Origin of the sequence: Cryobacterium sp. Hh7 (assembly GCF_004403155.1) — a bacterium.
GTDB classification, from domain to species: domain Bacteria; phylum Actinomycetota; class Actinomycetes; order Actinomycetales; family Microbacteriaceae; genus Cryobacterium; species Cryobacterium levicorallinum.
The window spans coordinates 98,796-124,555 of the sequence record NZ_SOHG01000018.1; the positions used below are offsets into that span (position 1 = coordinate 98,796).

The window sequence follows — 25,760 nt, forward strand, 5'->3', positions numbered from 1 at the left end:
TCCTCGATCTCGTCGGGGTCGTAGGTCACGGCCGTGCTGGTTCCGGCAGGTGGGAGCAGTACGTGGCAAGTGAGATGCATGGATAGCGGCGGCCACACTCGGAACAGGTGCGCGGGTCAACCTTCATCGTCGCTCCGTCGCGTGATGTTGTTACGGAACATGGTGTGGCAGTAATCGAGCAGCCCGAGGGTGACGTGGCTGGCCTGGCCCTCCGCAACTTCACGGAAAAAGGAAGTCTGTTCGCCGTCTNAGGTGACGTGGCTGGCCTGGACCTCCGCAACTTCACGGAAAAAGGAAGTCTGTTCGCCGTCTTCAATATCAGCCATGGTGACGCCGGCCATTTGGAGGACGTACCCGGTGAGGATTGCGCCGTCCCATGCGTCACCGAAATGGGCGGCGATTGCGGCATCAAGGTCGCGCTTCGTCTGTGCGCTCATGGCCACCCCTCGAAAGTTGGTCGGCGGTAGCTGGCAACCCTGCCGGGTCTTCGCGCCAGTTGACACCCAGCACCGATCGATCAGTGTTGGGCCGCGTGCCGTCGAAGGCCACGCAAGATTTGTGGTGTCCACGCGGATCTAGGTACCCGTGGACTCTCGCCGTGGCTTTCACGCCCGCGAGCAGATGGTGGGTCATCAGCCTGTTTCCCCGCTCGAATGTCGATGATTGGCGGCGGGGCCAAGTGTGTGGCGCACGGGCATTCCCCTCGGTCCACCAAGGCTTCTCCCGTGCGCGCGGTGGGTCGCTACCCTGTGTTCGCTGAGCCACGAGGAATCGAACCTCGGTCTGCGGTTTTGGAGACCGCCGTGCTTGCCGCTGCACCATGTCCCAATGCGCCCCGATATCTACCGTCGTGGCTCGCGCGTGTTCAGTTGTCGCTCGATTCTTGCCGCCGGTGAGCTCCCGGTGTGCGGCTGCAACCTTTCGGCAACAGTGGCAAGTGTTGGGGGCGGATGGCGGTGACTCAGGCTCGTAGGCCCTGCACTTCACCCGCCAGATCGTTTCTTCTTGCACCGGAGATCCAGTACCGGCATGACCAGGAGAGAGGGCCTGGCAAGAGGTTCCGGTCGCGACTCGCCGAGGTGGCCTATGAAAGGGCGTATGTGTGTCGGGGTGCGACCGAAAGCTTAAATGCAGAATGGCCGCGACCTTGGGGGAAGGTGACGGCCATTCTGAAAGGGTTGAACCGGAAGAAGTGACACGTATCCGATATCGGTACAATTATGCCACAAATTCACGCCAAACGGGTCAGCGTGCGGATTGTTCTTTCGCGTCGATCGCATAGGACAACTCACGCAGCCCGAAGACCGCTTCGCATGCCCGGCACTCGCCCTTGCCAGCCTCGATCATCTCGGGTCCGTCGTGGAACGTGAGCAGCAGTGGGCGCTGATACTCATTGCCGTCTTTCCACCATGTGCCAGCACCACACAGCGGGCATTCGTTGGGCAGGTCACGGGTTCGCGGCGGGTCGAACAGTCCCTCGATCTGCTTGGCCCACCCTTGCATTTTTCGCAGGTAGAAGCTGTGGTCTTCTCGGTAGCGTTCCGTCTGCGAGAACAGCACGTACCAGGATCGCAGCAGCGGGCCGGGCTTGTCCGTGGGGTGCGTGACGATCCCTGCACCCCTCGCCCACTCCTTGACCATCGTTGTGATCATGACGGCCGTGTAAAGGTTGCCGGCGTTGAGCATGTTCCGCTCGTTGGCTAGCGCGCCACCTCCACCGATCCCGACCGTGCCCCGGATGGCGTCTTCGAGCCGGTCGAGCAGCGAGGGGAGCTCGACCGGTGAGACGCAGGTGATCCCGTTTTTCTCCTGCACGGTTTTCGTGGTTCGCGGTTTGGTCAGGGCATCGAGCGCGTCGAGCAGGTCAGTGGCCATTCGGTGTCTCCGTTCTTGATGGGGATCACCCATCGGTGTGGGTGCTGTTTCTCGATAGCGGGGCTGAGGTCGTCGGGCCCGATGCGCCTGCCTCCGATGCGCAGGGAGCAGATCGCCGCGGTGAGTTCGCTCATGGTCAGGCCGTTGATCTCGGATTGCTTGACGCGGATCTCGTGACCGCCACCGACCAGGGACGTGATCTTCAACCGTGGGATGGGCGCCGGCGGCTGGCCGGACTCGATTGCGCGTGCCAGCTCATCCCGTGCGGCGGTCATCCCGTCACCATTTCTGCGATAGGTCCCCATCGTCGGGTCAGTTCGTCCCACGACAGGTAGACCTTGCCGCCGTTCTTGTAGCCTTTCCAGTCTCCGTCGTGGGTGCGGCCCCAGCAGATGCTGTCCTCGCCGTCGGTGTCACCGTCCGACTCGCACACCGAGATGACTCCCTCAGGTTCGGAGTCGCCCAAGTCCCAGGCGACGAGGCGTGCGGCGGTCATGCCTGCACCGTGATCCACGGGCTGACGTTGCGGCTCACGATGGTGCACCCGGGGTAGTCCTTAGGGTGTGCATTCTCAAGCCATTTCTGCATGTGCCATACGGTCACGTGTCCAGTTATGTCGTCGCGATCCGCCCACTCAACAGTGGTCGGCGACTCCGCTTCGAGGGCTTTGATCGTAGCCAGCGCAGCTTTCGCGATGTCAGGCTCGGCGGTCGGGTGGTGCGCGAATAGGTAGTCACCAAGCGCGACGACGGTTGATCTGCCGTCTTCGGTCAGCATTTGGCTGGTCGGCGACTCAGCGGCTTCGAGCGCGGTTACCAACTTGAGCAGCAGGGGTCCTGCATCCGTCGCTCCGTAGTAGTCAGCGAGCTGGCGCGCCTCCGCTTTCAGTTCCGCGTTACTCATTGCTTTCCCGCCTCAACATCGATGTCCGGGATGATGTTTTCCGGCTTGAATATCACCCGGTAGTGGTAGACGCTCACGTCAACCGGTTCCATCTGCTCCACGAAGTAGGACACGTTGTCGCTTAGCCCGAGAAAGTGCTTCTTGTAATCGTCCGGGCCGAGCCTGCATGTCACTTCGAGCTGATCTCCCGTTTCCTGGATTGAGCAGCGGCCCTCAATGCTGAGCAGGTAGGTGTCGGTGATCCCGTTCAGGAACACGACGCGGCGCTCGATCTCGAACTGATCAGCCGACTTCGACAGGTTGTAGCTGGCCCGGTCTGCATCGCTCGTGCAGCCGGACAGCAGCAGAGTCGCCACCGCTGCCGTTGCCAGGGTCGCGATCAGTGCGGGCTTGCGGGTGGTCTTGATCATGATTGCTCGTCTCTGGCCTCTACGGCCGTTGTGTGGGTTGGTGGTGCCGGTTGTGCTGCGAGGGGCTGAGCGGGCGGCTGGCGGGCCGTCGCGACCATCAGCGAGGTGAGCTCGTCGCGCTCGGCGTCGGACAGCGACCGGAAAACGCAGGTCATGATCAACTGGCGCTTGCGGAATTCGTCCGGGCTCAGCTTTTTCAGCTCATCCGCCGACTTGCTCACGAGTCGCCCCCTGATGTTGCGGGCGACTCAGGGGCGGCGGGGATGCCACCTGCCCATGACTGGCCGTCCTCTTGGTCGCACTGGTGCAAGCCCTTATGGCCGGTGGCGAGACCGCAGACGCAAGGGTTGTCATAGTCCTGCTCGTCGTCGGGCCATCCTTGCCGCCCGCACGTCCTCATTCGTCGCCCCGCTTCATCTCTGCCCGCTTGTCGAGGGATGCCTGAGACTGCGGAAAGGTCCGCGTTTCGGTCCACGTCGGCGATTTCGGCAAACGCTCTGGTTCGGGCCGGTAAAAAATCCGCCCCAGAATCAGCGCGACCGCAATGATGACAAACACCAACCCGACGCTGGCCGCTACCATGCCGAATATCTCCCACGGGGTCACTGGGTGGCCATTTCTTGGATATAGTCAGCAGCCATATCGGCAGATTCGCCAGAGCATGACCGCGCCCAAGCAACTGCATCGACCATCGCATCGTTCCGGGCATCTGCAGCTACAGTCCGGTCGTGCTCGGCCAGCCACATGTCGAACTCGGCCCGGTTTGATGCGCGCAGACCGCTGAGGTCAGTGCCGCCTCGTGGGTCCTCACTCCGCCAGGCAGTCGCCAATGAGAACAGGTCGCGCACTCGCTCCGTTGATATCTTGGTTGTCATTGCTGCTCTCCCTTGATCTCTGCCCGCTCCACAGCCTCGGCGCGCTCGGCCTGAATCTGCCCAGCGCGACCCACGGCCCAGTTGTCGAGCTGAACCGCAGCCGCAGCGACCGCAGCCCAAAACCATTCGGCGTGCAGCGCGTCCACCTTGCGCTTCGCCACAACGAGGCTGGCCTTGTGTCGGAGTCGGCGTGCTTGGCGCGTGGTGCGGATGCGGCGGGTCACTGGGTGGCCTGAACTTCGCTGAGTCGCTGCTCGATGACAGCCTTGAATCCGAGCAACCCATGAGACGGGAACTGCACGAGCAAGTCGGTCAGCGCCTCCCGTTTCGCAGCCGCCACCACAGCAGTGATGCCGGCCGGGAAGTTGCCACGGCCAATTCCAGGCGAGTTCTCCCTGCTGGCCTCGTCATAGATGGTTTCGTAGTTGGTCATTTCGTCGCTTTCGTTGTGGGGGCTAAGCCCCGGTGGTCGTACTCAAGGGCGGCAGCTACGTAGTCGTAGACACCGCCTACGGTGCGGAGTGAATCGGCGGCGGCTGCGATAGCCGGCCATGTCGGGGCGGTCACCCCTGTCCCGATAGAGTGCGAAGCATGGAGATTCGATCGTGGTTGAGCTTGCTTTTCGTCATTGCTGCCGTGCTGCCTGTTTTGGCATTCGCTCGGCTGCTGCGGCGCTCGAACCGGGCGCTCGCCAAGACGCTCCTCCTTGTTGAAAGTCGGGGATCAGTGGTCGGAACAATCGCCGACCACGACAAGGTCTGGTCTGACATCACCGTCGCGCCACGAGAGAACCGCACCGCAGTCAGGTGGGATATTTCGCTGGTCGGTATTGGCCTACTTGCGGGAGCGATAGCAAGTATCTGGTCTCTGTTCATCCCCGGCTTGTAGGTCATGCGGCTACCCGCTCCCCGTTCGGGAACAGCAGGTTGAGTCCGCGAGCGCCCTTCATCTGCTCGTCGAATGCGTGCGCGTACGCGGCCTCTGCCATCTCGGTCTCTTCCGGGTCGAGCACCAGCCCGTCACGCTCAGCAGCGAGATGCCGTGATGCCCACCTGATGAGGGCCCTCGGGCGGCTCACCAGAGCATCCCCTCGTCGGCTGCCGCAGATTCGAGCACGCACCAGTCGGATTCGACCCACGACATGTGCGACTCGTCGTTCGGCCGGTCAGGATCGACCAGCCAGTATCGGGTCACGATGCGGTTAGGCAGGTCGCGGCCCATGCTCTGCGCGTACTCCGAGCCGTTGTAGTTCGGGATGATCCCCGATAGCAGCATGAGCTTGCGCTGCCCGTAGACATGCCCCTCGGCGATGCGCTCCTCGATTGAGGCATTCCAGCGCGGGCTGCTCGGGTCGTAGAGCTGCTCGTAGACGAGATCCCCGATCGCGAACACGGTCACGTCCTCACCTGGACCAGGCACTCATCGCATTCGCGGGCAATTTCCAGCGCCCGCTCAAACTCCATGCTGTTCAGCGCCGAGTGATCCCCGCACGCTGCGAACTGCTCCGTCATGATTCCCTCTTTGGGGTATAGCGAAAGGCACCGGCCAGATGACGGTGCCTTGTGAATAGGTGGGCGAATTTACGCGAAGTCGAAATCGAATAGCGGGATATCCGCGCCGGGATCGGCAGGGAGCGCGGCGGGCGCCGGCGGGGCGAGCGGTCTCGGCGCGACGGCGGGCGCTGCTGCAGGGGCGGCAGTCAGCGCGGCGACTTGCCGCACCGCCTCCCGGGCCCGCAACCTGCTCGACCAGCCGCCGAGGATATGCGCGGGCGTGTACCAGCTGTCCAAGACCTCGACCGTGAGCGTGTTCCCGTGAATCACGACCGCCGGGATATGCAGAAGCGACAGCGCGATGTACGTCATGTGCACCGAGGTGCGCTCGAGGTCCTGCGCCGTCACGTGCAGCTGCTCCTGGTAGTTGAAACCCGCCGCCCGCATCCGATCCGCGAGAGCGACGATCATGCCGCCGCTGCCGCATGTCGGCTCCGACACGGTGATGAACGCCTGGTTGGCCAGCACCTCCTCGAACCCGGTGCACGTCATCTGCGCGATCATCCGCGACACGTCGAACGGGGTGAAGTACTGGCCCATGTCGTCGCTGCCGAGTTCCAAGCTCATGTACAGCTGGCCGAGCACGTCGGACAAGTCGCCGCCCAGCTGCTCGGTGAGCTTCGCGAGGATCTCGCCGAACCGGGCAGCCTCCTCGGGGGAGTACTCGCCGATGATGCGCATGTATCGTTCTTCCCGCTCGGCGTGCCCATTAGGGTCAACGGTGTTGCGGATCGCCAGGGCGGCCAGCTCGCAGAAGTCACCGAAGACTTGCGCGATCCGACGGCGGCCGTAGGCGACATTCGCCTCGAGTAGTTTCTTCATGCGACCTGCCCTCTGTGAAATTGTTGGCGGGGGCGACGAGCGCCGCCCCCGGGTCATGCGCTTAGAACGGTGTCTCGTCCGAGAAGTTGCCCGGCTTGTTCCAAACATCGCCGCCGGATGCCGGGCCTGCAGCGGCCGGCGCGGCGGGCCCGGTCGGTGCCCAGGGCTCGTCGTTGCCTTGGCCACCGGGTGCGGGAGCGCCGCGATTGCCCGACTGCGCACGGGTCAGGCTCGCCGTCGCATACCTCAGCGACGGGCCGATCTCGTCGATCTCCAGTTCCATCGACGTGCGCTTCTCGCCTTCTTTCGTCTCATACGACCGCTGCTTGAGGCGACCAGAGGCGATGACGCGAGCGCCCTTCGTGAGGCTGCCGGCCACGTGCTCGGCGAACTCGCGCCAGACGGACGCGCGGAGAAACAGGGCGTCGCCGTCGACCCATTCGTTTTTGGCCCGGTCGAAGGTGCGTGGCGTGCTCGCAATGGTGAAGTTGGCGACGGCCAGGCCATTTTGGGTGTACCTGAGTTCTGGATCGGAGGTTAGGTTGCCCACCACAGTGATTACGGTCTCTCCAGCCATGGCTACTTGCTCGTTTCGGTATTGGTGGTGCTCAGGTATTCGGTCAGTTTGTTCGGGTTGAACCCGGCCCAGGCGACGTCGTCGAGAGGATTCCCGAACGACACGATGACGACGGGCGCCGAGCCGAGGCCGAGCGACTTGGCCCCTTCGAGGTTCTTCGGGTCGGTGAGGATGTCGACCTCGGTGAATGCGATGTCGCGCTTCGTCAGCCACGCCTTCGTGGCGACGCACTGGCGGCAATCGTCTTTCGTGTAGACGGTGACGGTGGGTGTTGGTGTGCTCAATTCCTGCTCATTTCATTGATGGTTTGTCGAATACTCGGAAGCGCTACGCGCCCGTCTCCGTCGATTTCACGGCTTCGGCGTGCAGTCGTCTGCATTTCGCTTGTGACCCCGTCAGCGGGCGCAGGGTCGATCATGGCGGGCAAATCCCGCACACTCCGCGGGTGCCGTGCAGGCTCGTAAGTCAGCGGATGGAACTTTTTGTCGTGTGCCGCGAGGGCTGCCATGGTGCGGGAAGTCCCGATCGTTGTCTTGTCAAAATCGGGGCATTCCGGGCAGCCGCAGTCGAAGGAATCGCCGGTGCCCGGTGTTGCTCGTGCGGTCATTTCCTGGTCTCTTTTCGTTTGGTGTTGCTGTTCGGCTTGAGCCCCAGTCGGTGCAGCCGGTCCTTCACTGCCAGGTTCGTCATGTCCAGGCGGCGGGCGATCTCTGACACCTTCATTCCGGCCCGGTGGAAGATCACGATCGACTCGGCGCCGACCGGTGCGCCTGCCCCGCACACGGCGAGAGCCGAGCGGAACAGGAAGTCGGCTAGCGTCATGCCGCGGCGCTCAGCGATGGACTCGAGCTTCCACATGTCGACGGCCGTCATTTGCACGGAGACGCTCACCATGTCGATCACGGATCCACCGAGGCGAAAGGCTTGCCCGTATCAGGATCGACACCGCGAGCAATGCGATGCTCGCGAATCGAAGCCTGAGTCTCGGCCTCGAACTTGGCCCGGTCGAGCGTGATCACCGGCGCCGCGATCGCGCCGCGCTGAATGGCGGTCACGATCCGCTCGGCGCGCTCCTGCCTCGATCGGATCAGCCGCACGTTCGCGATGATGTGCCCGGCCTCGAGGTACACCCCGGGCCGCTCCTGTCGGTGCATGACCACTGCGGCCAAGCACTCGTCGAGGGGCAGATGGCCGAGGGACTGAAACCATTCCTCGTGCAGCAGGCCGAGCTTGCCGACGTCGCGGTTATCGCCGACCTTCACCCGGGCGATGAGCTTGCCAATGTCGTCGTAATTCATGCGCTCAGCGCCTTTCGGTCGTGTTCGGCCTGCATTCGCCTGCCCGTTTCGATGACGTCGAGGATCTGCTGATCCTTCGGGACCTTGACTTGCTCTTGCCGTTCGATCCGCTGCCTCTCGGCATGGAGACGGATCTGGTCGTAGCCCTTCCGGAACTTCGGCATCGACAGGACATTGCCGCGCCAGAAGCTGTCCGCCTGGCACCAGCGCATGAGTCGTTCGACGGCCACAGGGTCGCGCCCATCGTTGACGAGCATCAACCGGGCCGCGGTGTGCCAGCTCGGGCCGATGACCGGCGCCTTCGATCCGTTTGCCACGACGAGATCGCGGAGGAGGATGCACAACCGTTCGACCTCGGGGCGTAGCTCCGAGATGGGCTCGGGAGAATCGTCGACAAGAAGCTCTTTAGTACTTAATCGGCTTGGCTTGGTAGGGCTTGGCTTGGCTTGGCTTGGGTGTTGTGACGGACGCTCTTGTCCCACGTCCGTCCCGCTGTCCGTCCCGTGGGACAAAGGCGGGACAGGATTTACCTTCTGACCAGCGTTATTATCTCGCCACGTCTTCTTTCGAAGGGTTTCCTTCTTGCGTTTGCTCTCGACTTCCACTCTCGTGCGTTGCCAGCCCTCCCAATCGTGGAAGACGAATCCTTGAGGGGTTGTCTCCCATAATCCCGAGGCCACGAGGGCCTCTGCCGAGAGTGGATCTGCACCCCATTCGTCGAGCATGAACGTCTGAATATGGCCGTCTGTGAGGTGCTTCGCGCACGACGCCCCGGCGATAGTCCAGAGCCCCACGGCGGCCATGCGGGCAGCTCTGGGGATGCTCAAAACCTTCGGGCTCGTGGGGAACCCGTCATCTACGTTGAACCAGACCACTACGTCTTACCTCCTTCCTTGTCGATCACGCCGCGCCCTTCGAATACAGGCCGCCGGCAGCTTCGATTAGCTCAAGTGCGAGCTCCTCGCGAATGGGCCGGCGCCCGCCGAGAATGTCGGGCAGCCACCATGACTCGGTGCCAGCGCTGAAATATGGGATGTCGTGCGAACTCATCTGTCGGTTGCGTCGGAGCTTCCAGCCGCATCTCAGGGCCTTGGCTTGCAAGTCGCCCTCATAGCGCGGGTTGCAGGTCTCGCACGTCGTCATTCCGTCAGCAGGCGTCAACTTGGGGGCCTTCTTGCCGCGCCCGCCATGGCCGGAGGACTCCCGGTGCTGCCATTCGAGGTTCTCCGTGGCGCGACAGGTGACGCAGGCGAACCCGTCACGCTCGTAGGTGAGCCTGCGGACGCGTGGGGTCGGGGGCGTCATGCTCCCCACCTCACGGCTTCCATCGCTTCGAGGTTCACCAGCGGGAGGGATGCTTCGACCGGGTAACCGAGGTGGCGGGCGCCCATGGCCGCGAAGATCACGGCATCCGCTTCGTCGTTGCCCTTGGGGTCGGCCTGCGGGTAGCGCTTGATGACGGCGGCGAGCACGATGTCTTTCTTCGCCGACGCTCCGCCGGTCGCATACTTGCACCGCTGCGAGCTGTTCACGACGACGGGTTCCTGATCGACGTATTCGCAGATGAACTTCACGACCATCCACCAGTGCGCGTTGATCTTGTCGAGAGAACTCGACTTGCCGTGATAAATGAGGCCTTCGATCACGACCAGGTCGGTGCCGTGGAACTGCACGACCTCGTCGATCTGGTGGGCGATCCGTTCGGACCGATCGATGAAGCTGCGGAGTGTGCCGGCGTCGGCCTTCGACGTGACCGTGTGCGTTTCAATAATCCCGTTCGCAATGACGGCGAGCCCGGTCGACGTCATGGAGAGGTCGATGCCGATCACTCGGCGGGGCGTGAGGGTCTGAAAGCTGGAAGGCATCATGCCCGTGTCTGTTCCGATCATGGTCTGGCTGATTTCGTGTTGAGCATTGGTGCCTCCCGGCGGTGGTACGCCGAAGGCCGCCATGCGTGGTTGCGCGGGCGGCCTTCGGCGAGGGGTGTTACGGGTGTGCGGTCATGCCGCGCGGAGGGTTAGGCAGGCTTTCCGAAGAAGATTGGGGCGTCCGTGCCGGTGTGGACGATGCGCTTCTCCGTGGTGGCCTCGGCGCCGTCGACGCCGGGCACGACGACTGTCTCGTCCTTGCCGTCGCGGATTTCGTCGACGATGTCGGTGAACGCCGCGTCGAGGATGTCCTGAGGTCGCACGATCGCGAATCCGAGACGTAAGTCGCCGCCATTGAGCCGGAACCGGAACTGAGCCGTCACGTTGTAGATCGGGCCACCGATGTACGGGCGCAGCCGGAGCTTCAACTCGGTCGGGATCGGGATGTTCCCCTTCTGCCCGGCCTTCGCCGTGATCGTCTCGTCGAACCCGAGGTTGATCTGGCCCGACCCGGTGTTCACTGCAGACTTGAAGTCGACCTTGTTATTCGCCTGGAACGACGTTGCGAGTTCCAACAGTGTGGCGCTGTCAGGGGTGACGCAATCCGTCGCGCGCTCCTGGATGAACTCGGCGAATTGCTCCTGATTGAACCAGGCCGGAGTGCCAACCGTTGTGAGGTCGCGAGCCAGCCATGCGAGCCACGGAATCGTCTTCACGAGTTCGAGCTTCACGGTGTGACCTTGCCATCCGTTCGGCTTGTCGAATCCGGTGTTCGAGTCGAGCACCGCGATCACCGTGCTCGCGACCTTGTCGGCGAAGACCTCGGTCTGGTCGGTCGCGTGCCGGTCGAGGTACGTCACGAACGAGTAGGCGTCGGTGACGATGCGCCGGCCGGTAGCTCGCCGCGGGCCGGGACCGTACTGGTCCGTGTCGATGAGGCGCACGCCGCCATCCTGGTCAGCGACGGTGTAGACCTCGCTGATGTCGACGCCCTGCGGCGCGAGAGCCTGTCCTGCGAGGGCGGATACTGCCTGTGCTTCGGTGGTGAAGTCAGTCATTGTCGAGGTCCTTTACTTCGCCAGTGGCGGTGTTGTATGCGGGCATGTCGTGCGCGTCTTCCTCGAAGAGAGGCATCGACGTGGTGCTCACCCGCGAGAGGTTGTTGAGCTGGTCCGTGTAGGCGATGGAGCCTTCACGGTTTCGTTCGGGCAGCTTCGCGGTGATCTTGTCGGAGAAGATCACCTCAGAACCGCCCGGGTTGACGAGCTTCACGTCGAACCGGACGACGAGCGACCCGGCCTTACCGGTGTCCTTCACCGCGGCGATGAGGTCGCGGAGGTTTTCGGCGAGCTCAACGTCGGTCTTGGGCCGGATTGACGCGAGGATGGCGGCGAAACTTCCGCCGACCTCGGACTTGGTGTTCACTGACATGTGATTCCTTACTGCGTTGGATGCTGCATGACCCTGCGCCGGAGGCAGCAGGGAGATTGTGGGGGTCACGTTCCGCTCACGCGGTGTTCGGTGTCCGCGGCGCGCCAGTCGGCACGGTCGGTGCGGTGGTTGTCGAGCGCCGACTGGATCGTCAGTAGGAAGTTCCGCATGGCGCGTTCGCGTTGCTCGGCGAGCAGGAACTGCAGCCGTAGCTCGTAGGCCTTATCTCGGGCACGAACGATCTGCTCGCCCTCGACCCGCGACATCTTCTCGGAACCAGCGCGGAGTCGAACCGTCTCGGCATCGAGGTAGTGCTCATGGTCAGCCTTAGCCTTGGCGAACACCTTGCCTGCGTCGTTCAGTTCCCAGTTGAAGTCGAACCGGATCGCGGCGAGTCGCTGCCCGAAGGTCGCGCCCGGTCCGAGCCGCTCGATCGTCGCAATGAGCTTGGCGTGCAGCGGAACCTCCGGGTCGGGGTGGTCCATGCCAATGTCGCGGAGGACATCGAGCAACTGGGGCGAGATGTCAGGCACCGGTGAGCTTCATCTCTGCCGCGTACTCCTCGGCGCTCTCGCGCTCGTACTTGGCCAGCTCCGACTCTTCGGGTTCGGTTGCCGCTGCGGCTTCGGGTGCTGCAGCGGCGGGTTCCTCGTCGGGCACGACTTCGGCATCGACGACGTTCTCGTCCGGCTCCGGTTCGGCCGCCGGCGGGGGCGTCTCCCGCGAGTCCTTCGTGAGCGTCGAGGCGTGCGTCATGATGGCAGTGCGGAAAGCCTCAGTCATCTCGGAGTCGCGCACTCGCGTGCCGTCCTTTGCCTCGAACCCCTGGATGCGCTGGCTCAGGATCGCGAGGTCGTACTTGTCGTCCGTCGCTTCGATGAGCGCCAGCCAATCCTCGGTCGGTTCACGCTCGGATTCGGTGTCCGGCGTCGAGACCATCTCGCCAGCATTAGTGACGTTCTGGCCGAGTTCGTCGGGTGTGTGCATGCCCATGATCACGTCCTGCGCACCTTCCCCGCAGACCTCGCCGACAGCGCGCCACTTGCACATGTTCTCCGTGTAGGCCTGCCACGGCTTCACGCCGCCGCCCTTCCCTGTGGCGCTGACCTTCCACACGTCGCCGACCTTCGTGTAGCTGCAGAGCTCGGCGCGCATAGCCCGGTGAGGGGTCCACGTAGCTTTGTAGGTGAACTCGAGGTCGTCGGATCGGGTGAGCGTGGCGGTGGCCGAGAAGTCGCCGCCTTCCACCGTTCCGTCCGTCACGACGCGCAGCGTGTGGCCGGCGCCGCGCACGAGCGCAGACATGAGAGCCGGGCTGATCGACGGCTTGCCCTCAATGATGTTGACGCCCGATAGCGCGGCCACCGGGTGAATGCCGAGCATGGCGCCGGTCTCCATGACCAGCAGAACCTTGCCGGGGGAAGGTGACGGCAGGACGCCGCCGCCGGGGCTAGACCAGAGACCTTTGGGGATCAGGTCGCCCGCGCTGGCCATCGTTCGGGCGTAGCCCATGCGGGCTTCCAGCGACTCGTTTCTGTAGACGGTTACGTCTGTACTCATAGTTGAAGCTCCTTTGCGAATTGGAGTGCGGCACGAACGCGCGCCAGCACTGGGGTTGCGATGTCGATCATCGGTTGCAGCAGATGCTCGACGTCCTTCGGGTAGATGCGCAGATGCTTCGGCTCGATTGCACCGTTGCGCAGCTCGCCGTTGACGACCTCGCCCCACACGAATTCCGTGTAGAGCACGCGGTCCCAGTCGGCGCAGAACATCTGCCAGGCGACCTGCCGAAACTCGCGCGGCGACGGGCCGTTGACGATCTTGTTGTGCTTGACCTTCGCCTCGCCGAGGATGATTCCCTCGGGCGTCGACGTGATCGCGTCCGGGGTAGCGCCGAATCCGACTTCGCCCGGCGCGTGGATCAGCATGGTGTTCTGCTGCAGGCCACGAGACGCGAGCAGGCGCGGTTCCCATTCGTGGCCCGCCTCGGTGTAGGCGTTGCCGTGGAAGCTCGACGGCTTCAACTTCGCGGCCACATACTTCTCGATGGATGCGACGTTCACGTAGCCGGCGGCGTCGCTCGCACCGATGACGGCGTTTGCTCGGGCCGCCAGCCACTTCTCACGGTCCGTCCCGTCGTCGAGAATGCGCGGATACCAGGGCGGCAGGATCAGCATGGGTGATGAGATCAGGTCGGTCATCATTCCCACGCATCCCGTTCCCGCTCGGCGCGGCGCTCGTTCTCGTCGTCGGGGTCGGCCTCTTCGACGGGCTCGGCAGGTTCGTCGAGGGCGTCGTAGTAGCTGTCCGACTGGCTGGCTCCGATGGTCATGAACTGACCGCCGTTCGGATGTTGCCGTACTGGTCTTGGATCATGGCGAAGATGTTTTCGCTCTGCTCCGTCTGCGCTTCCACCGCAGCGAGCACAGCAAGCGTGGCTTCGATCTGCGACACGGCGAAGTGTTCCATCTTCAGTTCATGGCTGTGGATGTGCAGGCCCGTGTCGAGTCGGTCGAGCGCCACGTTCTTGTGGTCGCTCATGCGGAGACCGCCGGGGTCTGGATGCGGAATCCGACACCATCGGCGTCGCCGCGGTACCGCTCCATGAGCACGAAGTAGCCGCGCTTGTCGGCGAGCTTCTGCACGGCTGCGAGACTCACGTCGTCGAGGTCGTTGCCCGACTTCATGACCACGATCTTCAAAGCCGGGTTGCCGCTCGTAGCCAGGTCGAACGCGATCGAATCCTGACGGGCCGTGTTCAACTGCTTGAACGTGACGTCGCCGAACATGATCCCGTCGTCGCTGACGCTGAGGCCGGCGGGGAAGTCGGCGGCGGCGAGGCCGTCAGCCTTGACCTTGTCGATGGCCGTGATGCTTGCGGTCAGCGCGGCCTCTTCGGCGGTGCGATCGTCGAGCTCGGCGGCGAGGGCGGCCCGGGTGAGCTGTGCGCGCACCTTCACATTGGTCTCGTCGATACTGGACAGCTGCGCGGCCACGGCGTCCGGCGACTTGGCCTCACCCGCATTGGCAGCGTCGGCGGCGATCTTCTCGGCGGCTATGGAGGCTGTGAGGTCGGCACGTGCCTTGTCGAGCGCGGCGGCGGCGTCACGGCCCGCCTGGTCTGCCGCGATGCGGGCATTCGTCGCGGCGGTGTGTGCGCCATCCAGTCGCTCCACCTCGTTGTTGTGCTCGCGGATCGCATCCATCTCGGCGTACAGCGAGGCGGCAGACACCTCGGCATCCGGCACGCTCGCATCCGCCGGCGCGCATCCGTCGAGCTGCGCGGCCAGGCGCTTCACCTCGCGGGTCTTATCGGTGCGCCCGTCGAAGAATCCTTTACGTTTAGCATCGATCTCGGCGAGGTTGAACGGCAGCGTCACCTTGGACAGCAGCGTTTGGCGCTGCTCCTTGTCGGACAGCTTCACGAAATCTTGCGGATCGAACAGAAGGCCACCGGTGATCCCCGCGACGAACTCCTTGCCGCTCGGGTACTTGGCGCCGTCGAGGGCGTAGGCGGTGAGGGTGCCGGGCCCGTCCTTCGGGTAGTCGCGGACGATGCGCCCATCCGTGAGCAGGATCTCCACCTTTGCCCGGGTGGCCTTATTGTTCACCGGGTTCGGGATCAGCCGGGTGCCGGCCGGGTCGAAGCATTCCTCGACGGCGGCCATGAAGCTGGACTTGCCGGATCCGTTCGGCCCGGCGATCACCTGCAGTTGGCCGGTGGGGAACATCTCGACGGTGCCTTCGATCCCCATGAAGTCGGTAACGGTGATCTTTTCGATTTTCTGCGATGTCATTGCATGTCCTTTATCTGGATGAAAGCGAGTACGACCATCGGCGCCATGAAGGCAAAGCCGAGGAAGGTGATGGGAAGCGGCCAGAGCAGCCAGCACCCGATGAAAATGAAGATGACGCCGAACACGAGTAGGAAGTGCACCCAGTGCGCGGCGGTCATGCGAACACGCACGGACGCCGTTGGATCAGGACGACGCGGACTTCGCCGGCGCGATACGTAGCGCGCCACCAGTCGTCAGGCGGATCATTCCTGTTGTCGTCGACGGCCTCCGCTGCCAGCCGGACAACGCCGGGCGGCGCGGGCAGTTGGTAGCCGATGAGGCCGTCCCCGTCACTGTTCCTGCGAATCACTCGGACCCGGTCACCGTCGACCGCGACGGCCGGCGGAATGAACCCCGGCGACTTCAACACGGCTGCTCATCGTGCGGATCCGGTTGAGCGTTGATCAGGCGAGCTAGCTGAACGGCGTGAATCCCGAGGTTGTCGTGCACCCAGAATTCACCAGCCGTCAGGATCGCCAGCAGCCCCGGCACCGTGCGGCGCAGCGCCGCCTTGAGTTCGGCGGCATCCCGAAGTTCGGCGATTGCCCCGCGTGCCCTGGCATCGGTCAGGTCGGTCAGCGTGCGGATGGCGACCGAGAGGTCTTCGACGGCGGTCATGATGCGACTCCAACGATGTTGACGATGAAGAACCCGGCAGTCGCCGTCAGGGCAACGACGAGCAAGCCGAAGAACCAGAGCAGAAAGAGGCGGCGGCGACTGCGCCGACCAACTCGCTGGCGGTGACTGGGCTGAGTGGCTCGCCGGCGGCGGTCATTGTCCACGATGCTCTGGCCGTGCGTGGGTTCAGAGCGGTATGGGGCAGGAGGTTTCGTCATGCTGCAACTGCTTTCGAATTGATGAAGTGATTCAGTCGGCGGCGAATGGCCGGGAGCGATTCAGATCGGATATAGAGGGTCTGTTTGACTTGCCCGTTGTGGTAGCGCGGCGCGTTGTGCTGGGGCATCAGCCGAAACTTGTCGGCGTGCGCGGATCCTGCGCGGTACTCGACTTCGGTGACTTCCTTCTGCTTGGACTTCGACCACCGCTTGCCGATTGCGAGCTTGTAAATCCACTTGGCGTCCAGTAACGTGTCGCGCAGCACGCCCTCAGCCACGCCCAGCTCGGATGCAGCGGCGCGGAATAGCACCACGTCATCGGATGCGAGGAACTCATTGACGTAGGCAACCTTTGGGGCATCGATCACGGCCTGAGCTTTGAGCGCTGCCGTCGACTCCACCTCAGCGACAAGCGCCTTGAGTGCTGAGAGGTAGTCGGTTGGGAGCGCGGCGGGTGCAGCAATCTCTTGGCGCCGCGTCTGCTGTGCAAAATACGACTGCATGGCTGCGATCTCAGGCTTTCGCCCATCGGCGTTTTGGAAGAGGATGTAGCAGCCGTAACGGGTTAGCTCGACATCTTCGATCTGCCGGTGCCCGCCGTTCGGCATCGGGGATGATTTGGCGGCGGGGACAAAATGTCCCGAGGCATCCATCCCGGACGCGTTGACTGAGGCGATGGCACGATTGATTGCCTCGTTGAACTTGCGCCACTCGATGTACCCGACAAATCCCATCAGGTCGCGCGCGCTCCACACCTCCCCATCGGTCAACGTGATCACCTTGAGGTCGTCCAGGCGCTCGGCGTAGGCGGTGGTAATCTCAGTTCTTGTCATTGGATCTCGTTTCTGTGTCATGGCCCCCGACTGAACCTCGGGGGCCGTTTTCGTGTTTGGGTCAGCGCACCGTCTCGGCGAGCTCGGCTTCGATCGCGGCGTCTTCGCTTCTGGCCTTCACCTCGCGGATGATTAACTCCGCCGTGCGCTGCCGTCCGCGTTCTGCCTTGCGCAGCAACTTCGACTCACGAACACGCTTCGTCGTCGTCACCTGGTACGTGTTCCCCTTGCCGTCGCGCCGTAGCTTGAGGTGCTCGCTTGTGGCGGCAGGAATGCCGAGAGCTGCCACCAGCGCGACGTTGGCCGCGTGACGTGCTTCGTTCGCCGCGGTGTTGCGCGTCTTGCGGGGGCTGATCTTCTTGTCTGACATGCGATGTCCTTTCGTGACATTCGGTTGATGAGTGGACGGCGCCGGGATCGAACCGGCATATCGGGTGGGGGAACCCGCGCTCTTCCAGTTGAGCTACCCGCCCATGTGCCCGGTCAGGGCTCGACTCCAACCGGGCGTGAACCCCTTCAGCGATAGGGGCCGACTTCGCCCCGCTTACTCGCACCATCAGGATTCGTACTGCGTTCTAACCCCTGCCAACTCGGCAGGGTCATTGCTGGCACGCGACCTCTCACGTCTGTACCTACGCAGCAAGCGCTGCGCCTCTCCGGCCGGGTGCTAAACCGTGCGGAGGCGTCCCCTCATCTATTTCGCGGGGTTCTGTGTGTAGTTACCAAGAAACGTGCTCCCCCTCCTACGCAGGGCCTATTACGGCGTCGCGCGGCCAGGGGAATGTGGTGCAGTTGCCGGAAAATTGCACGCCGGCGGATTCCCCTCAGAGCGAGGGGAAAGAATTTGGGGGTGTTACGGGGTGAGGGCCTCGACCGCATCGCGGATTGAGCGGCCACTCTGTTGGAGACCTCGGGCCGCGCACCATTTCACGAGGAGCAACTCAGGCTCACCGGGAATCACGCGCACGTGTTCGCGGCGGATCTTGTCCCGGTCGAGTTCAGAGTGCAGGTAAAAGAACGCCTTGCCCTGATATGTAGGGTGGCGGTGCTGCTTGCCGTTGATGATCTTGCCCTTGGCGTTTCGCCCGCGCTGCCCGGTCTGATCGATCAGGAGACGGTGACGGTACAGGGCGGCGCTGAATTCGGTTTCTGTCACACCGGGCAGATACTTCTTGTGGAAGTCGCGCGGGGTAATGCCGTCGTTTAGCTCGATGGCCTCTTTGAACTCCTCGGCGACCTCGGCGCGGACAGTGGCTGAAATCGCTCTCTGTTCCGACTCCATCGCAAGCTCAAGAATCTGCATGCGAGTGAGTTCAGCCGGCGCAGGGACTGCACGGCGCGCCATGTCGAAAAACGCCCGGACGAGAGCCTTCTTGAAACTGCGCACCTGATCGGTGTTGCGCTGGAAGGTCATGAGGAGAGTGGCCTGCTGCTCATTTAGGAGAGCGATGCGTGCGACGCCACCGCCGTGCTGACCCGCTGATCTTGCTCGCGTTTCAAACGCGACCAAGCCGAAGTCCTCGAAGTCGGCCCGGTTGGCGTCAATAAGATCGAGCACGTTCTTGTGCTGGACGCCGGATCCATCCGCGACAGTCTCGGACGAGATGACGAGAGTGCCAGAGCGGGTGAAGATGTCGAGGGCGGTCATGATGCGATCTGCCCATCGGAAATATCCTGAAAATTGGGCACGGGATTTAATACTTTTTTGTCTTCGTGAGGGATTACAGCGCCGAGCTTTTTTGATCCCAGGCGTGCAGCTATCCAGGCGTCAAGATCGGATGGGTAGTAGACCAGGATTTTGCCGAGCCTGCTCCAAGCGGGGCCGGCCTGTTTCTGCTTGAGGTCCCGCATGGTCTGCCCACCGCCTCTGAAACCGCAGTACTTAGCGGCTTCATCCGAATTCAGCACTGGGCCCAGTAGGGCGGTCATGCGGCGACCAGATGAAACTCATCGGGTAGTAGATCGGACGGGTGGACGCCGAGCGCCCTCCCGACGCGGGCAACTTCACTAACAGTGAAATCTCCGCCTCCATGTAGCTTTCGCCCGAATGTTGACATAGACATTCCGGCCTTATCCGCAGTCCACTTGAAGGAACGCTCAGCCTCTTTTATGGCGGCTGCAATCAGTGCCGCGCTGGTCTGTGTGGTAGTCATATGAAAACCTTAGCCTCCGTTTGCAAACCTCACAACATCCATACGAAAACCCAAAAGGCCACTTTGAGTACCAAAGACTACAAAACGGCGCTATGGTTCACTCATGGGTACTTATGGAGATGCTTACAACCAGGCCGTCGCCGCTGAGCTTCGGGCTGAGCGCGGGCGCAAGCGGGTAACAATTGAATTTCTCGTCAAAACGACCGGGTTGTCAAAAAGCGCCGTATTGAACTACCTCAACGGAAAGCGCGACATCCCAACCCCTGCATTCGTGGAGATTTCTCTAGCTCTCGGAGCTGACCCGCGCGTCATCTTTGACCGTGCTGAGGTAGCAGTCGAGCAAGACTGACACCTTGACCCCAGCAAGAAGAGCTTGCTCAGCGAGTCTAGAAACTGTGTTCACAATTTATACCCCTTATTCCCCGGTGATTCGAACATTTATTCCACCATATATTCGACCACCGACATCCAAGGAGATTGAAATGGCACGAGCGCCACTCCCTCTAGAAACTTGGGGGAAAATACGCCGAACAGTCACTTTGGCCGGAACGCCGGCCGCCGTCGCCTACTACCGCGATCTAGACGGGAAGCGGCGGCGGCTACTGCGGGTCGGTAAAAGCCCTGCCAAGGCAGAAGAGGCACTAAAGGAGGCGCTACGTGACCGACTGTCGCCAGCGTCCGAATACATCACGCCAAGCTCACCGCTATCGGCGCTCGCGAAGGCATGGGTGGCTGATCTGGATAAGACAAAAAAAGCTGCGGGTACCAAGCGACGATACAAGTCCGTGGTCAACTCGCATGTCAATTCGCATGTGGGGGCAATAAGGATCCAAGAGGCAACTGTTCCGCGTCTACAGCGGATAATCGATCTGGTTGAGGAATCTTCTGGCGCCTCGCAAGCGAAAATTCTTGGGATCGTGCTCACGGGAATGATGGGGCTTGCCGTGAGAAACGGCGCGATAAGGGACAACCCTGGCAAGAATCTACGTATGCCCATTATCGAGCTCAAGGCGGTTCGAGCTCCTGACATGGAGACTATTGCCGAACTGTATAGGCGTCTCGCTGCATACGATGCGGTCGCGCCTGTTCGTTCAGGTTCGATCCGGGATCTCACGGACTTTGCTGATGTGATGCTAGCGACCGGTGGAAGGATTGGCGAAGTTCTCGCGTTTCAGTGGTCTGACCTCAATTGGGAAACCTGGACGGTAACGATCGACGCGACCCTAATTAGCGTTCCGGGGGAGGGGCTAGTTAGGGGCCCGCTAAAATCGGCAGCTTCTAGGCGCACTTTGCATATACCTGAATTCGTTCGCCCGATGTTGTCGAAGCGCTACAAGAGCGCTGTGGTGGCGTGGGTATTCCCCTCTGCGAACGGTGGGCCTCGTTGGCCTGAGAATGTCCGGCAACAGTGGAGAACCGCCTTGCGGGGCTCTGATGCCGCGTGGATGACGCCACACGACCTACGAAAGGCCGTGGCGACTGCTCTCGGAACAGAGGCTGCTATGCGGCAGTTGGGCCATGCGAGCACTTCGGTAGCCGACAGGCATTATGTCGAAAAGACCTTGCTGCGCCCAGATCAAAGTGAGACCCTTGCTCGGTTCGGATCATTCAGAACCCAACTCAAAGTAGCCAATAAATAGCCACTGCGTTCATTTTGTGACGCCATTACCATCGTTGGAAACTGGTAAAACACCTGATCAGAGCGGATGACGGGAATCGAACCCGCGCTATCAGCTTGGGAAGCTGAAGTTCTACCATTGAACTACATCCGCGCGCCCGACCGTGAGTGNCCATTGAACTACATCCGCGCGCCCGACCGTGAGTGAACAACAATCGGAACGGTGCCAGCATATCAACCCGGCGCGGCTAGGCTGGCACCGTGCTGCTCTCAGATCGCGATATCAAGGCTGAACTCGACGCTGGACGAATCGGTTTGGAGCCGCTCGACCCCGCAATGATCCAGCCATCGAGCATTGATGTGCGCCTCGACCGCCTGTTTCGGCTGTTCGACAACCACAAGTACGCCTACATCGATCCGGCGGAGGACCAGCCAGAGCTGACCCGCCTGATCGAGACCAAGCCCGACGAGCCGTTCATTCTGCACCCGGGAGAATTCGTGCTCGGCGCCACCTACGAGCAGGTGACCCTGCCAGACGACATTGCCGCCCGGCTCGAGGGCAAGAGCTCGCTCGGACGTCTCGGTCTGCTGACCCACTCCACGGCCGGGTTCATCGACCCCGGCTTTTCGGGCCACGTCACGCTCGAGCTCAGCAACGTCGCGACGCTGCCGATCAAGCTCTGGCCCGGAATGAAGATTGGCCAGCTGTGCTTCTTTCAGCTCAGCTCCCCGGCCGAGAAGCCCTACGGCTCGAGCGAATACGGCTCCCGCTACCAGGGCCAGCGCGGCCCGACGGCGTCACGCTCGTTCCAAAACTTTCACCGCACGGTCATCGACCGCTGACGCAGCCTTCCAATACCAGCGGATGCCCGCGGGCCGAGCAAACCTAATACGTCGAACGTAACCTCGCGTCGGGTAAAATCGGAGTATGACCTCCATGCCCACCCGATTCGACGAGGCGCTGATCGCGCACGGCCCCACGCCGGAGTATCCAGGGCGCATGCACCGCTTCGGCCAGATGGTCGGATCCTGGGCCGCCAAGGGTACCCGCCTCGACGAGACCACCGGAGAGTGGATCGAACGTGACTTCGTCTGGATGGTCGAATTCATCCTCGACGGTCGGGCCGTGCAAGACGTCGAAGTCGTTGCGAGCACGACACATCCGTCTGGATTTGAAACCGTCGCCACTACCGTGCGCGTCTACGACCCGTTCGCCGGAGCCTGGCGCGTGAGCTACTTCGCCCCGGCGCTGGGCGAATACTGCCAGCTCGTGGCCACCCCATACCGGCATGGAGTTCGGCAGGAGGGCACCCGCACGGACGGCCGCCCGATCCGCTGGAATTTCACCGCCATCACCCCCGACAGCTACAAGTGGGAGGGGTGGGTCTCCGCCGATGAGGGCGCGACCTGGCAACTCGTCGAACACAATGAGGCCACCCGCCTCCGCTGAGCAACGGATGCTGATGGCCTCGGTGTCTGGCTGGCTTAGAGGGTGAACTTGAACCCGAGGTCGGCCGGGTAGTCGCCGAGGGCAGTGAGGTTCGTGGCCGCGGCCTGCAGTGCTGCGAGGGTGAGGCCGAGGGTGCCCGGGCCGAAACTGACTCGGCTGATGCCGAGTTCGGCGAGGCGCTTCAGCGGAACGAGTCCGGGCGCACCGATCACCGATATTTTGCCGTTGACCTGCTCGATCGCGCGGGCCACCTTGTCCTCGTCGGTCAGGCCGAGGAAGAAGATGACGTCAGCGCCGGCGCCGAGGTAGGCGTTGGCGCGGGCGACGGCTTCGTCCCAGTCGCCGCCGCCGGCCAGGGTGTCGACGCGGGCGTTGATGACGACGGGAATGCCGCTCTGCTCGGCGCCGGCTCTCGCTGCGGCCACGCGGGCGGTGGCGGTCTCGATGTCGAACTGCGGGGCCTTCTCGGCGCCGACCGAGTCCTCGATGTTGATGCCGACGATGCCGGATTCCTCGATCAGGCGACGCACGTTGCGGGTCACGCCGGCAACATCCGGTGCGTAGCCCTTCTCGAAGTCGGCAGAGACCGGCAGGTCGACGGCGCGGGCGATGATCGTGGCGGCGAGAATGGCCTCGTCGAGCGAGAGGCCTTCGCCGTCTGGCAGGCCGCGCACGTTCGAGATGGAGTGGCTCGCGGTGGCGAGGGCCTTCACGCCGGGCGCATCGGCCACGATCTTGGCGGTAATGGCATCCCACACGTTGGTGACGATGAGGGGCTCGCCGGGCACGTGCAGCGAGAGCAGGAGTTCGGCCTTTTGGAGCTGGGTAAGAGTCATGCCCTTCAGTCTGACCGGCCTGCGCGCCCCGGGCGAGGGAACAGCCGTAATTCAGTAGATGCTCAGGCAAGGACGGGCAGGCGTCCGGCTAGGAGATATGCTGCTGCCTGGCCGAGACCGGAATGAGCAGTAGCAGGCCGACGAGCAGCACGAGCATGATGCCCAGGATGCCCCAGTAGGTTTCGCCGAAGATTGTGACCGACAGCGCGAAGGCGGCCGGCGCGAGAAAGCTGACGGCTCGACCGGTCGTGGCGTAGAGCCCGAACACTTCACCCTCGCGGCCGACGGGAATGAGCCGAGCCAGAAAGGTGCGGCTGGCCGATTGGGCGGGGCCGACGAACAAGCACAGGGCCAGCCCTGCCGTCCAGAACACGATCTGCCCGCCGTCGTGCAGGAAAAACACCAGGAGGCCGCTGACCAGAAGCCCGACCAGGGCGGTCATGATGACGGGCTTCGCGCCGAGCCGGTCGTCGAGCGCGCCGACACTCATGGTCGCGATGCCGGCGACCACATTGGCCGCGATGGCGAAAATGATGACCTCGCCGGGCGAGAATCCGAAAACGGATGCCGCGAGCACACCGCCGAAGGTGAACACGCCGGCCAGGCCGTCGCGGAACACCGCGCTCGCGATGAGAAAGTACACCGCCTGGCGGCTGGTCTTCCAGAGGCGGGCAATATCGTGGCCGAGCACCCCGTAGCTTTGGAAGAAGCTGACTTTTTCGCGTCGGGCGGCCTTGGGCGCCCGATACTCCGGTACCCGCAGGAGCACGGGCAGCGCGAAGAGACCGAACCAGGCGGCTGCGAGCAACATGGAGACGCGCACGGCGAGACCGTTGTCGCCGGTCACCCCGAACAGGCCGACCTCGGGCTGGATAAAGCCGAAGTACACGATGAGCAGCAGCACGATGCCGCCGAGGTAGCCCATGCCCCAGCCGAATCCGCTGACCTTGCCGATAGTGCGCGGCGTCGACACCTGCGCGAGCATGGCGTTGTAGTTGACGCCTGCGAATTCGAAGAAGACGTTGCCGGCCGCGACCAGGAACAGTCCGAGCAGCAGGTAGCTCGGGCTTGCCTGCACGAAGAACATGCAAGCGGTCAGCGCGACGACGATGAAGGTATTCACGCCGAGCCAGAATTTGCGGCGGCCGGAGGTGTCGGAGCGTTGCCCGGTGATCGGGGCCAGTGCGGCAATGACGAGGCCGGCGATGGCCAGGGCCCAGCCGAGCTGGGCGCTGATCACGTCTTCATCGCCGAAAGACGAGCCGGTGATGTACACCGTGAAGACGAAGGTCGTGACGACGGCGTTGAACGCGGCCGACCCCCAGTCCCAGAACGCCCAGGCCACCACCCGGCCACGCGTTGGAGTGGTGGCTGCGTCTCCGGCGACAGTGTGGATCATGTGCACAATCTACTGCCCGCCGGTAAGGAACGGATACTGCGCCGATACTGGGACCGTCGGGTCGGCATCCGCTCGGGCGAACGTCAGCTGACGCGGTAGTCCTGCAGGTACAGGTTCGCCACCGAATCGCGCGCGATGAGTTCGGTTGGCAGCACCACGACTTCGATGGGCTGGCCGGGCTCGGCGATTTCGGCCAGCAGCTTCGTGACGGCCAGTTGGCCGATTTCTTCAACCGGGCGGGCGACCACGGTGATGCCGGGAACTATTGCCGCCGCCCACTGGCTGTCGTCGACCGTCACGAGCGAGATGTCCCGGCCGATGGTGAGGCGCCGGTTTCCGGCAACCTTCAGCACGGCCAGAGCCATGTCATTGTTCGACGTGAAAATGATCGTGGGTGGGTTCGGTCGGTCCAGGAGCGACGCCACGGCCGCCTCGGATGACTTCGGCTTGTCCTCACAGAAGATCCAATGCTGGCTGTTGCGACGGATGCCGGCGTCGGAGGCGCCCTGCAGAAAGCCTTCGGTGCGGTCCAGAACGGTCGAGATGAGATGGGTTGGCCTCTGGTCGGTCACGCCCTCGACGCTCGAGGCCGAGATGAGAAAACCCAGCCGTTTGTGGCCGAGTGAAATGGCGTGGCGCACGGCTTCGCGGGTGCCGGCGAAGTCGTCGGTGGTGATGGAGGTGAGCGGCGGGTCGTCCAGGCGGCGGTCAATGAGCACGATCGGTCGGCCGCCGAGCTGAGCCGGCTTCAGATGCTCGTAGCCCGCTGACAGCGACGGCACCACGATCAACCCATCGACCTGTTTCTCGAGCAGGGTCTCGATAGCTTGGCGCTCGATCGCGGTTTCTTCATCGGTGTTCGTAATGAGCACCTGGTAGCCGTGCAGTTTGGCCTCGTCCACGATGGCCTTGGTGGCGCGATCGAAAAACGCATTCGTGAAGTCCGCGATGATGACCAGACCGATGGTCTTGGTGACACCGACGCGCATCGCCCGGGCGAGTTCGTTCGGGCGGTAACCCAGCGCGTCCGCCGCCTGCTCGACCCGCGCGATGGTGGCGGCCGAGGTGCGGCCGTAGCGGCCGAGCGCCCGCGAGGCCGTGGCTCGGGACACACCCGCCTCGGCGGCAACGTCGACGATTGTCGGCAGATTACTTGGCTTCGTGACGTCGTCGTCCCGCACAGTGAC

General features: G+C 63.0%; 46 protein-coding genes and 3 tRNA genes. 5 read left to right on the top strand and 44 right to left on the bottom strand.

All coding sequences use genetic code 11. The features are described from left to right. Window positions 1–756 precede the first annotated feature (756 nt). The 11 genes from E3T43_RS07350 to E3T43_RS07400 all read right to left on the bottom strand — a co-directional run bounded on the left by E3T43_RS07350 (window position 757) and on the right by E3T43_RS07400 (window position 4,496). Window positions 757–828 (bottom strand) — tRNA-Trp (locus E3T43_RS07350). Window positions 829–1,245: 417 nt separating this feature from the next. Then, window positions 1,246–1,875, bottom strand: a complete 630-nt coding sequence (locus tag E3T43_RS07355; protein ID WP_134471900.1) for a hypothetical protein — start codon at window positions 1,873–1,875, stop codon at window positions 1,246–1,248. Continuing rightward, window positions 1,839–2,150: a hypothetical protein gene (locus tag E3T43_RS07360; protein WP_134471901.1), complete on the bottom strand. Its 312-nt coding sequence runs from the start codon at window positions 2,148–2,150 to the stop codon at window positions 1,839–1,841. The genes E3T43_RS07355 and E3T43_RS07360 overlap by 37 nt, the downstream gene beginning before the upstream one ends. Further along, a complete protein-coding gene (locus E3T43_RS07365) occupies window positions 2,147–2,371 on the bottom strand; it encodes a hypothetical protein (RefSeq protein ID WP_134471902.1) in 225 nt (74 codons plus the stop codon). Before E3T43_RS07365 ends, E3T43_RS07360 begins: the two co-directional genes overlap by 4 nt. Beyond that, window positions 2,368–2,778, bottom strand: coding sequence for a hypothetical protein (locus E3T43_RS07370; RefSeq protein WP_134471903.1), 411 nt, complete (start codon window positions 2,776–2,778; stop codon window positions 2,368–2,370). The genes E3T43_RS07365 and E3T43_RS07370 overlap by 4 nt, the downstream gene beginning before the upstream one ends. Then, window positions 2,775–3,188 carry a hypothetical protein gene (locus tag E3T43_RS07375; RefSeq protein WP_134471904.1) on the bottom strand — a complete coding sequence of 138 codons (414 nt, stop codon included), beginning with the start codon at window positions 3,186–3,188 and terminating at the stop codon, window positions 2,775–2,777. The genes E3T43_RS07370 and E3T43_RS07375 overlap by 4 nt, the downstream gene beginning before the upstream one ends. Then, window positions 3,185–3,409, bottom strand: a complete 225-nt coding sequence (locus E3T43_RS07380) for a hypothetical protein (RefSeq protein ID WP_134471905.1) — start codon at window positions 3,407–3,409, stop codon at window positions 3,185–3,187. Before E3T43_RS07380 ends, E3T43_RS07375 begins: the two co-directional genes overlap by 4 nt. A 175-nt stretch (window positions 3,410–3,584) precedes the next feature. Beyond that, the gene (locus E3T43_RS07385; RefSeq protein ID WP_134471906.1) at window positions 3,585–3,794 is read right to left on the bottom strand and encodes a hypothetical protein; all 210 of its coding nucleotides are present in this window, start codon (window positions 3,792–3,794) and stop codon (window positions 3,585–3,587) included. Beyond that, window positions 3,791–4,063, bottom strand: coding sequence for a hypothetical protein (locus tag E3T43_RS07390; protein WP_134471907.1), 273 nt, complete (start codon window positions 4,061–4,063; stop codon window positions 3,791–3,793). Before E3T43_RS07390 ends, E3T43_RS07385 begins: the two co-directional genes overlap by 4 nt. After that, the gene (locus E3T43_RS07395; RefSeq protein ID WP_134471908.1) at window positions 4,060–4,287 is read right to left on the bottom strand and encodes a hypothetical protein; all 228 of its coding nucleotides are present in this window, start codon (window positions 4,285–4,287) and stop codon (window positions 4,060–4,062) included. The genes E3T43_RS07390 and E3T43_RS07395 overlap by 4 nt, the downstream gene beginning before the upstream one ends. Then, on the bottom strand, window positions 4,284–4,496 hold the full coding sequence (locus E3T43_RS07400) for a hypothetical protein (protein ID WP_134471909.1): 213 nt from the start codon (window positions 4,494–4,496) through the stop codon (window positions 4,284–4,286). The genes E3T43_RS07395 and E3T43_RS07400 overlap by 4 nt, the downstream gene beginning before the upstream one ends. A gap of 158 nt (window positions 4,497–4,654) precedes the next feature. Here E3T43_RS07400 and E3T43_RS07405 point away from each other — a divergent pair, with 158 nt between their 5' ends. Continuing rightward, window positions 4,655–4,951: a hypothetical protein gene (locus E3T43_RS07405; protein ID WP_134471910.1), complete on the top strand. Its 297-nt coding sequence runs from the start codon at window positions 4,655–4,657 to the stop codon at window positions 4,949–4,951. A gap of 1 nt (window position 4,952) precedes the next feature. Here E3T43_RS07405 and E3T43_RS07410 read toward each other — a convergent pair whose 3' ends face one another. From E3T43_RS07410 to E3T43_RS19695, 29 genes are all read right to left on the bottom strand, one after another. Continuing rightward, entirely contained in the window at window positions 4,953–5,141 is a 189-nt protein-coding gene (locus E3T43_RS07410; RefSeq protein ID WP_134471911.1) for a hypothetical protein, read from the bottom strand. Continuing rightward, complete coding sequence (locus E3T43_RS07415) at window positions 5,138–5,461, bottom strand: hypothetical protein (RefSeq protein ID WP_134471912.1); 324 nt, start codon at window positions 5,459–5,461, stop codon at window positions 5,138–5,140. Before E3T43_RS07415 ends, E3T43_RS07410 begins: the two co-directional genes overlap by 4 nt. Before the next feature lie 182 nt (window positions 5,462–5,643). Then, window positions 5,644–6,438, bottom strand: coding sequence for an N-6 DNA methylase (locus E3T43_RS07420; protein ID WP_134471913.1), 795 nt, complete (start codon window positions 6,436–6,438; stop codon window positions 5,644–5,646). A gap of 61 nt (window positions 6,439–6,499) precedes the next feature. Then, window positions 6,500–7,015: a single-stranded DNA-binding protein gene (locus tag E3T43_RS07425; protein WP_134471914.1), complete on the bottom strand. Its 516-nt coding sequence runs from the start codon at window positions 7,013–7,015 to the stop codon at window positions 6,500–6,502. A gap of 2 nt (window positions 7,016–7,017) precedes the next feature. After that, complete coding sequence (locus tag E3T43_RS07430; protein WP_134471915.1) at window positions 7,018–7,299, bottom strand: glutaredoxin family protein; 282 nt, start codon at window positions 7,297–7,299, stop codon at window positions 7,018–7,020. Further along, on the bottom strand, window positions 7,296–7,622 hold the full coding sequence (locus tag E3T43_RS07435; RefSeq protein ID WP_134471916.1) for a hypothetical protein: 327 nt from the start codon (window positions 7,620–7,622) through the stop codon (window positions 7,296–7,298). Before E3T43_RS07435 ends, E3T43_RS07430 begins: the two co-directional genes overlap by 4 nt. Next, window positions 7,619–7,918 carry a hypothetical protein gene (locus E3T43_RS07440; RefSeq protein WP_134471917.1) on the bottom strand — a complete coding sequence of 100 codons (300 nt, stop codon included), beginning with the start codon at window positions 7,916–7,918 and terminating at the stop codon, window positions 7,619–7,621. Before E3T43_RS07440 ends, E3T43_RS07435 begins: the two co-directional genes overlap by 4 nt. Continuing rightward, entirely contained in the window at window positions 7,915–8,313 is a 399-nt protein-coding gene (locus E3T43_RS07445) for a hypothetical protein (RefSeq protein ID WP_134471918.1), read from the bottom strand. The genes E3T43_RS07440 and E3T43_RS07445 overlap by 4 nt, the downstream gene beginning before the upstream one ends. Then, window positions 8,310–9,188 (bottom strand): hypothetical protein, encoded by an 879-nt coding sequence (locus E3T43_RS07450; RefSeq protein ID WP_134471919.1) that lies wholly within the window; start codon window positions 9,186–9,188, stop codon window positions 8,310–8,312. Before E3T43_RS07450 ends, E3T43_RS07445 begins: the two co-directional genes overlap by 4 nt. Window positions 9,189–9,213: 25 nt before the next feature. Next, a complete protein-coding gene (locus tag E3T43_RS07455) occupies window positions 9,214–9,618 on the bottom strand; it encodes a hypothetical protein (RefSeq protein WP_134471920.1) in 405 nt (134 codons plus the stop codon). Beyond that, complete coding sequence (locus E3T43_RS07460) at window positions 9,615–10,202, bottom strand: crossover junction endodeoxyribonuclease RuvC (protein ID WP_166791260.1); 588 nt, start codon at window positions 10,200–10,202, stop codon at window positions 9,615–9,617. Before E3T43_RS07460 ends, E3T43_RS07455 begins: the two co-directional genes overlap by 4 nt. Window positions 10,203–10,330: 128 nt before the next feature. Beyond that, window positions 10,331–11,239, bottom strand: a complete 909-nt coding sequence (locus E3T43_RS07465; RefSeq protein WP_134471922.1) for a DUF2303 family protein — start codon at window positions 11,237–11,239, stop codon at window positions 10,331–10,333. Beyond that, a complete protein-coding gene (locus tag E3T43_RS07470; RefSeq protein WP_134471923.1) occupies window positions 11,232–11,612 on the bottom strand; it encodes a hypothetical protein in 381 nt (126 codons plus the stop codon). The genes E3T43_RS07465 and E3T43_RS07470 overlap by 8 nt, the downstream gene beginning before the upstream one ends. Before the next feature lie 65 nt (window positions 11,613–11,677). Next, a complete protein-coding gene (locus tag E3T43_RS07475) occupies window positions 11,678–12,145 on the bottom strand; it encodes a hypothetical protein (RefSeq protein WP_105033530.1) in 468 nt (155 codons plus the stop codon). Beyond that, complete coding sequence (locus E3T43_RS07480) at window positions 12,138–13,172, bottom strand: hypothetical protein (RefSeq protein WP_134471924.1); 1,035 nt, start codon at window positions 13,170–13,172, stop codon at window positions 12,138–12,140. The genes E3T43_RS07475 and E3T43_RS07480 overlap by 8 nt, the downstream gene beginning before the upstream one ends. Continuing rightward, entirely contained in the window at window positions 13,169–13,816 is a 648-nt protein-coding gene (locus E3T43_RS07485; protein ID WP_134471925.1) for a hypothetical protein, read from the bottom strand. Before E3T43_RS07485 ends, E3T43_RS07480 begins: the two co-directional genes overlap by 4 nt. After that, the gene (locus tag E3T43_RS19500; protein WP_255454183.1) at window positions 13,813–13,944 is read right to left on the bottom strand and encodes a hypothetical protein; all 132 of its coding nucleotides are present in this window, start codon (window positions 13,942–13,944) and stop codon (window positions 13,813–13,815) included. The genes E3T43_RS07485 and E3T43_RS19500 overlap by 4 nt, the downstream gene beginning before the upstream one ends. Beyond that, entirely contained in the window at window positions 13,941–14,153 is a 213-nt protein-coding gene (locus tag E3T43_RS07490; protein ID WP_134471926.1) for a hypothetical protein, read from the bottom strand. The genes E3T43_RS19500 and E3T43_RS07490 overlap by 4 nt, the downstream gene beginning before the upstream one ends. Then, on the bottom strand, window positions 14,150–15,409 hold the full coding sequence (locus E3T43_RS07495) for a hypothetical protein (RefSeq protein WP_134471927.1): 1,260 nt from the start codon (window positions 15,407–15,409) through the stop codon (window positions 14,150–14,152). Before E3T43_RS07495 ends, E3T43_RS07490 begins: the two co-directional genes overlap by 4 nt. Continuing rightward, window positions 15,406–15,567, bottom strand: coding sequence for a hypothetical protein (locus E3T43_RS18705; RefSeq protein ID WP_166791261.1), 162 nt, complete (start codon window positions 15,565–15,567; stop codon window positions 15,406–15,408). The genes E3T43_RS07495 and E3T43_RS18705 overlap by 4 nt, the downstream gene beginning before the upstream one ends. Further along, a complete protein-coding gene (locus tag E3T43_RS07500; protein WP_134471928.1) occupies window positions 15,564–15,818 on the bottom strand; it encodes a hypothetical protein in 255 nt (84 codons plus the stop codon). Before E3T43_RS07500 ends, E3T43_RS18705 begins: the two co-directional genes overlap by 4 nt. Then, window positions 15,812–16,066 carry a hypothetical protein gene (locus tag E3T43_RS07505; protein ID WP_134471929.1) on the bottom strand — a complete coding sequence of 85 codons (255 nt, stop codon included), beginning with the start codon at window positions 16,064–16,066 and terminating at the stop codon, window positions 15,812–15,814. The genes E3T43_RS07500 and E3T43_RS07505 overlap by 7 nt, the downstream gene beginning before the upstream one ends. Next, window positions 16,063–16,284, bottom strand: coding sequence for a hypothetical protein (locus E3T43_RS07510; protein WP_134471930.1), 222 nt, complete (start codon window positions 16,282–16,284; stop codon window positions 16,063–16,065). The genes E3T43_RS07505 and E3T43_RS07510 overlap by 4 nt, the downstream gene beginning before the upstream one ends. Beyond that, window positions 16,281–17,117: a phage antirepressor KilAC domain-containing protein gene (locus E3T43_RS07515; protein WP_166791262.1), complete on the bottom strand. Its 837-nt coding sequence runs from the start codon at window positions 17,115–17,117 to the stop codon at window positions 16,281–16,283. The genes E3T43_RS07510 and E3T43_RS07515 overlap by 4 nt, the downstream gene beginning before the upstream one ends. A gap of 61 nt (window positions 17,118–17,178) precedes the next feature. Beyond that, window positions 17,179–17,487: a hypothetical protein gene (locus E3T43_RS07520; protein ID WP_134471932.1), complete on the bottom strand. Its 309-nt coding sequence runs from the start codon at window positions 17,485–17,487 to the stop codon at window positions 17,179–17,181. Between the two features lie 32 nt (window positions 17,488–17,519). After that, window positions 17,520–17,590: transfer RNA gene (locus tag E3T43_RS07525), tRNA-OTHER, on the bottom strand. Window positions 17,591–17,970: 380 nt separating this feature from the next. After that, complete coding sequence (locus E3T43_RS07530; protein ID WP_134471933.1) at window positions 17,971–18,765, bottom strand: Rha family transcriptional regulator; 795 nt, start codon at window positions 18,763–18,765, stop codon at window positions 17,971–17,973. Further along, a complete protein-coding gene (locus E3T43_RS07535) occupies window positions 18,762–19,046 on the bottom strand; it encodes a hypothetical protein (RefSeq protein ID WP_134471934.1) in 285 nt (94 codons plus the stop codon). Before E3T43_RS07535 ends, E3T43_RS07530 begins: the two co-directional genes overlap by 4 nt. Next, window positions 19,043–19,270 carry a helix-turn-helix domain-containing protein gene (locus tag E3T43_RS19695; RefSeq protein ID WP_134471935.1) on the bottom strand — a complete coding sequence of 76 codons (228 nt, stop codon included), beginning with the start codon at window positions 19,268–19,270 and terminating at the stop codon, window positions 19,043–19,045. Before E3T43_RS19695 ends, E3T43_RS07535 begins: the two co-directional genes overlap by 4 nt. A 103-nt stretch (window positions 19,271–19,373) precedes the next feature. Between E3T43_RS19695 and E3T43_RS07545 the strand changes: the two genes are divergently transcribed. After that, entirely contained in the window at window positions 19,374–19,619 is a 246-nt protein-coding gene (locus E3T43_RS07545) for a helix-turn-helix transcriptional regulator (RefSeq protein ID WP_134471936.1), read from the top strand. A 379-nt stretch (window positions 19,620–19,998) separates the two neighbouring features. Beyond that, window positions 19,999–20,910 carry a site-specific integrase gene (locus tag E3T43_RS07550; RefSeq protein ID WP_166791263.1) on the top strand — a complete coding sequence of 304 codons (912 nt, stop codon included), beginning with the start codon at window positions 19,999–20,001 and terminating at the stop codon, window positions 20,908–20,910. Between the two features lie 61 nt (window positions 20,911–20,971). Here the strand turns inward: E3T43_RS07550 and E3T43_RS07555 are convergent. Then, window positions 20,972–21,042 (bottom strand) — tRNA-Gly (locus E3T43_RS07555). 107 nt (window positions 21,043–21,149) lie between these two features. Between E3T43_RS07555 and dcd the strand changes: the two genes are divergently transcribed. After that, entirely contained in the window at window positions 21,150–21,731 is a 582-nt protein-coding gene (gene dcd, locus E3T43_RS07560; protein ID WP_104132984.1) for a dCTP deaminase, read from the top strand. A gap of 85 nt (window positions 21,732–21,816) precedes the next feature. Then, entirely contained in the window at window positions 21,817–22,338 is a 522-nt protein-coding gene (locus E3T43_RS07565; protein WP_134471938.1) for a hypothetical protein, read from the top strand. A 35-nt stretch (window positions 22,339–22,373) separates the two neighbouring features. On the opposite strand, the gene E3T43_RS07570 is transcribed toward E3T43_RS07565, so the two are convergent. From E3T43_RS07570 to E3T43_RS07580, 3 genes are all read right to left on the bottom strand, one after another. Then, the gene (locus E3T43_RS07570) at window positions 22,374–23,174 is read right to left on the bottom strand and encodes an isocitrate lyase/phosphoenolpyruvate mutase family protein (protein ID WP_134471939.1); all 801 of its coding nucleotides are present in this window, start codon (window positions 23,172–23,174) and stop codon (window positions 22,374–22,376) included. 88 nt (window positions 23,175–23,262) lie between these two features. Next, window positions 23,263–24,573 carry an MFS transporter gene (locus E3T43_RS07575; RefSeq protein WP_134471940.1) on the bottom strand — a complete coding sequence of 437 codons (1,311 nt, stop codon included), beginning with the start codon at window positions 24,571–24,573 and terminating at the stop codon, window positions 23,263–23,265. Between the two features lie 83 nt (window positions 24,574–24,656). After that, window positions 24,657–25,754 (bottom strand): LacI family DNA-binding transcriptional regulator, encoded by a 1,098-nt coding sequence (locus E3T43_RS07580; protein ID WP_166791264.1) that lies wholly within the window; start codon window positions 25,752–25,754, stop codon window positions 24,657–24,659. Window positions 25,755–25,760 lie beyond the last annotated feature (6 nt).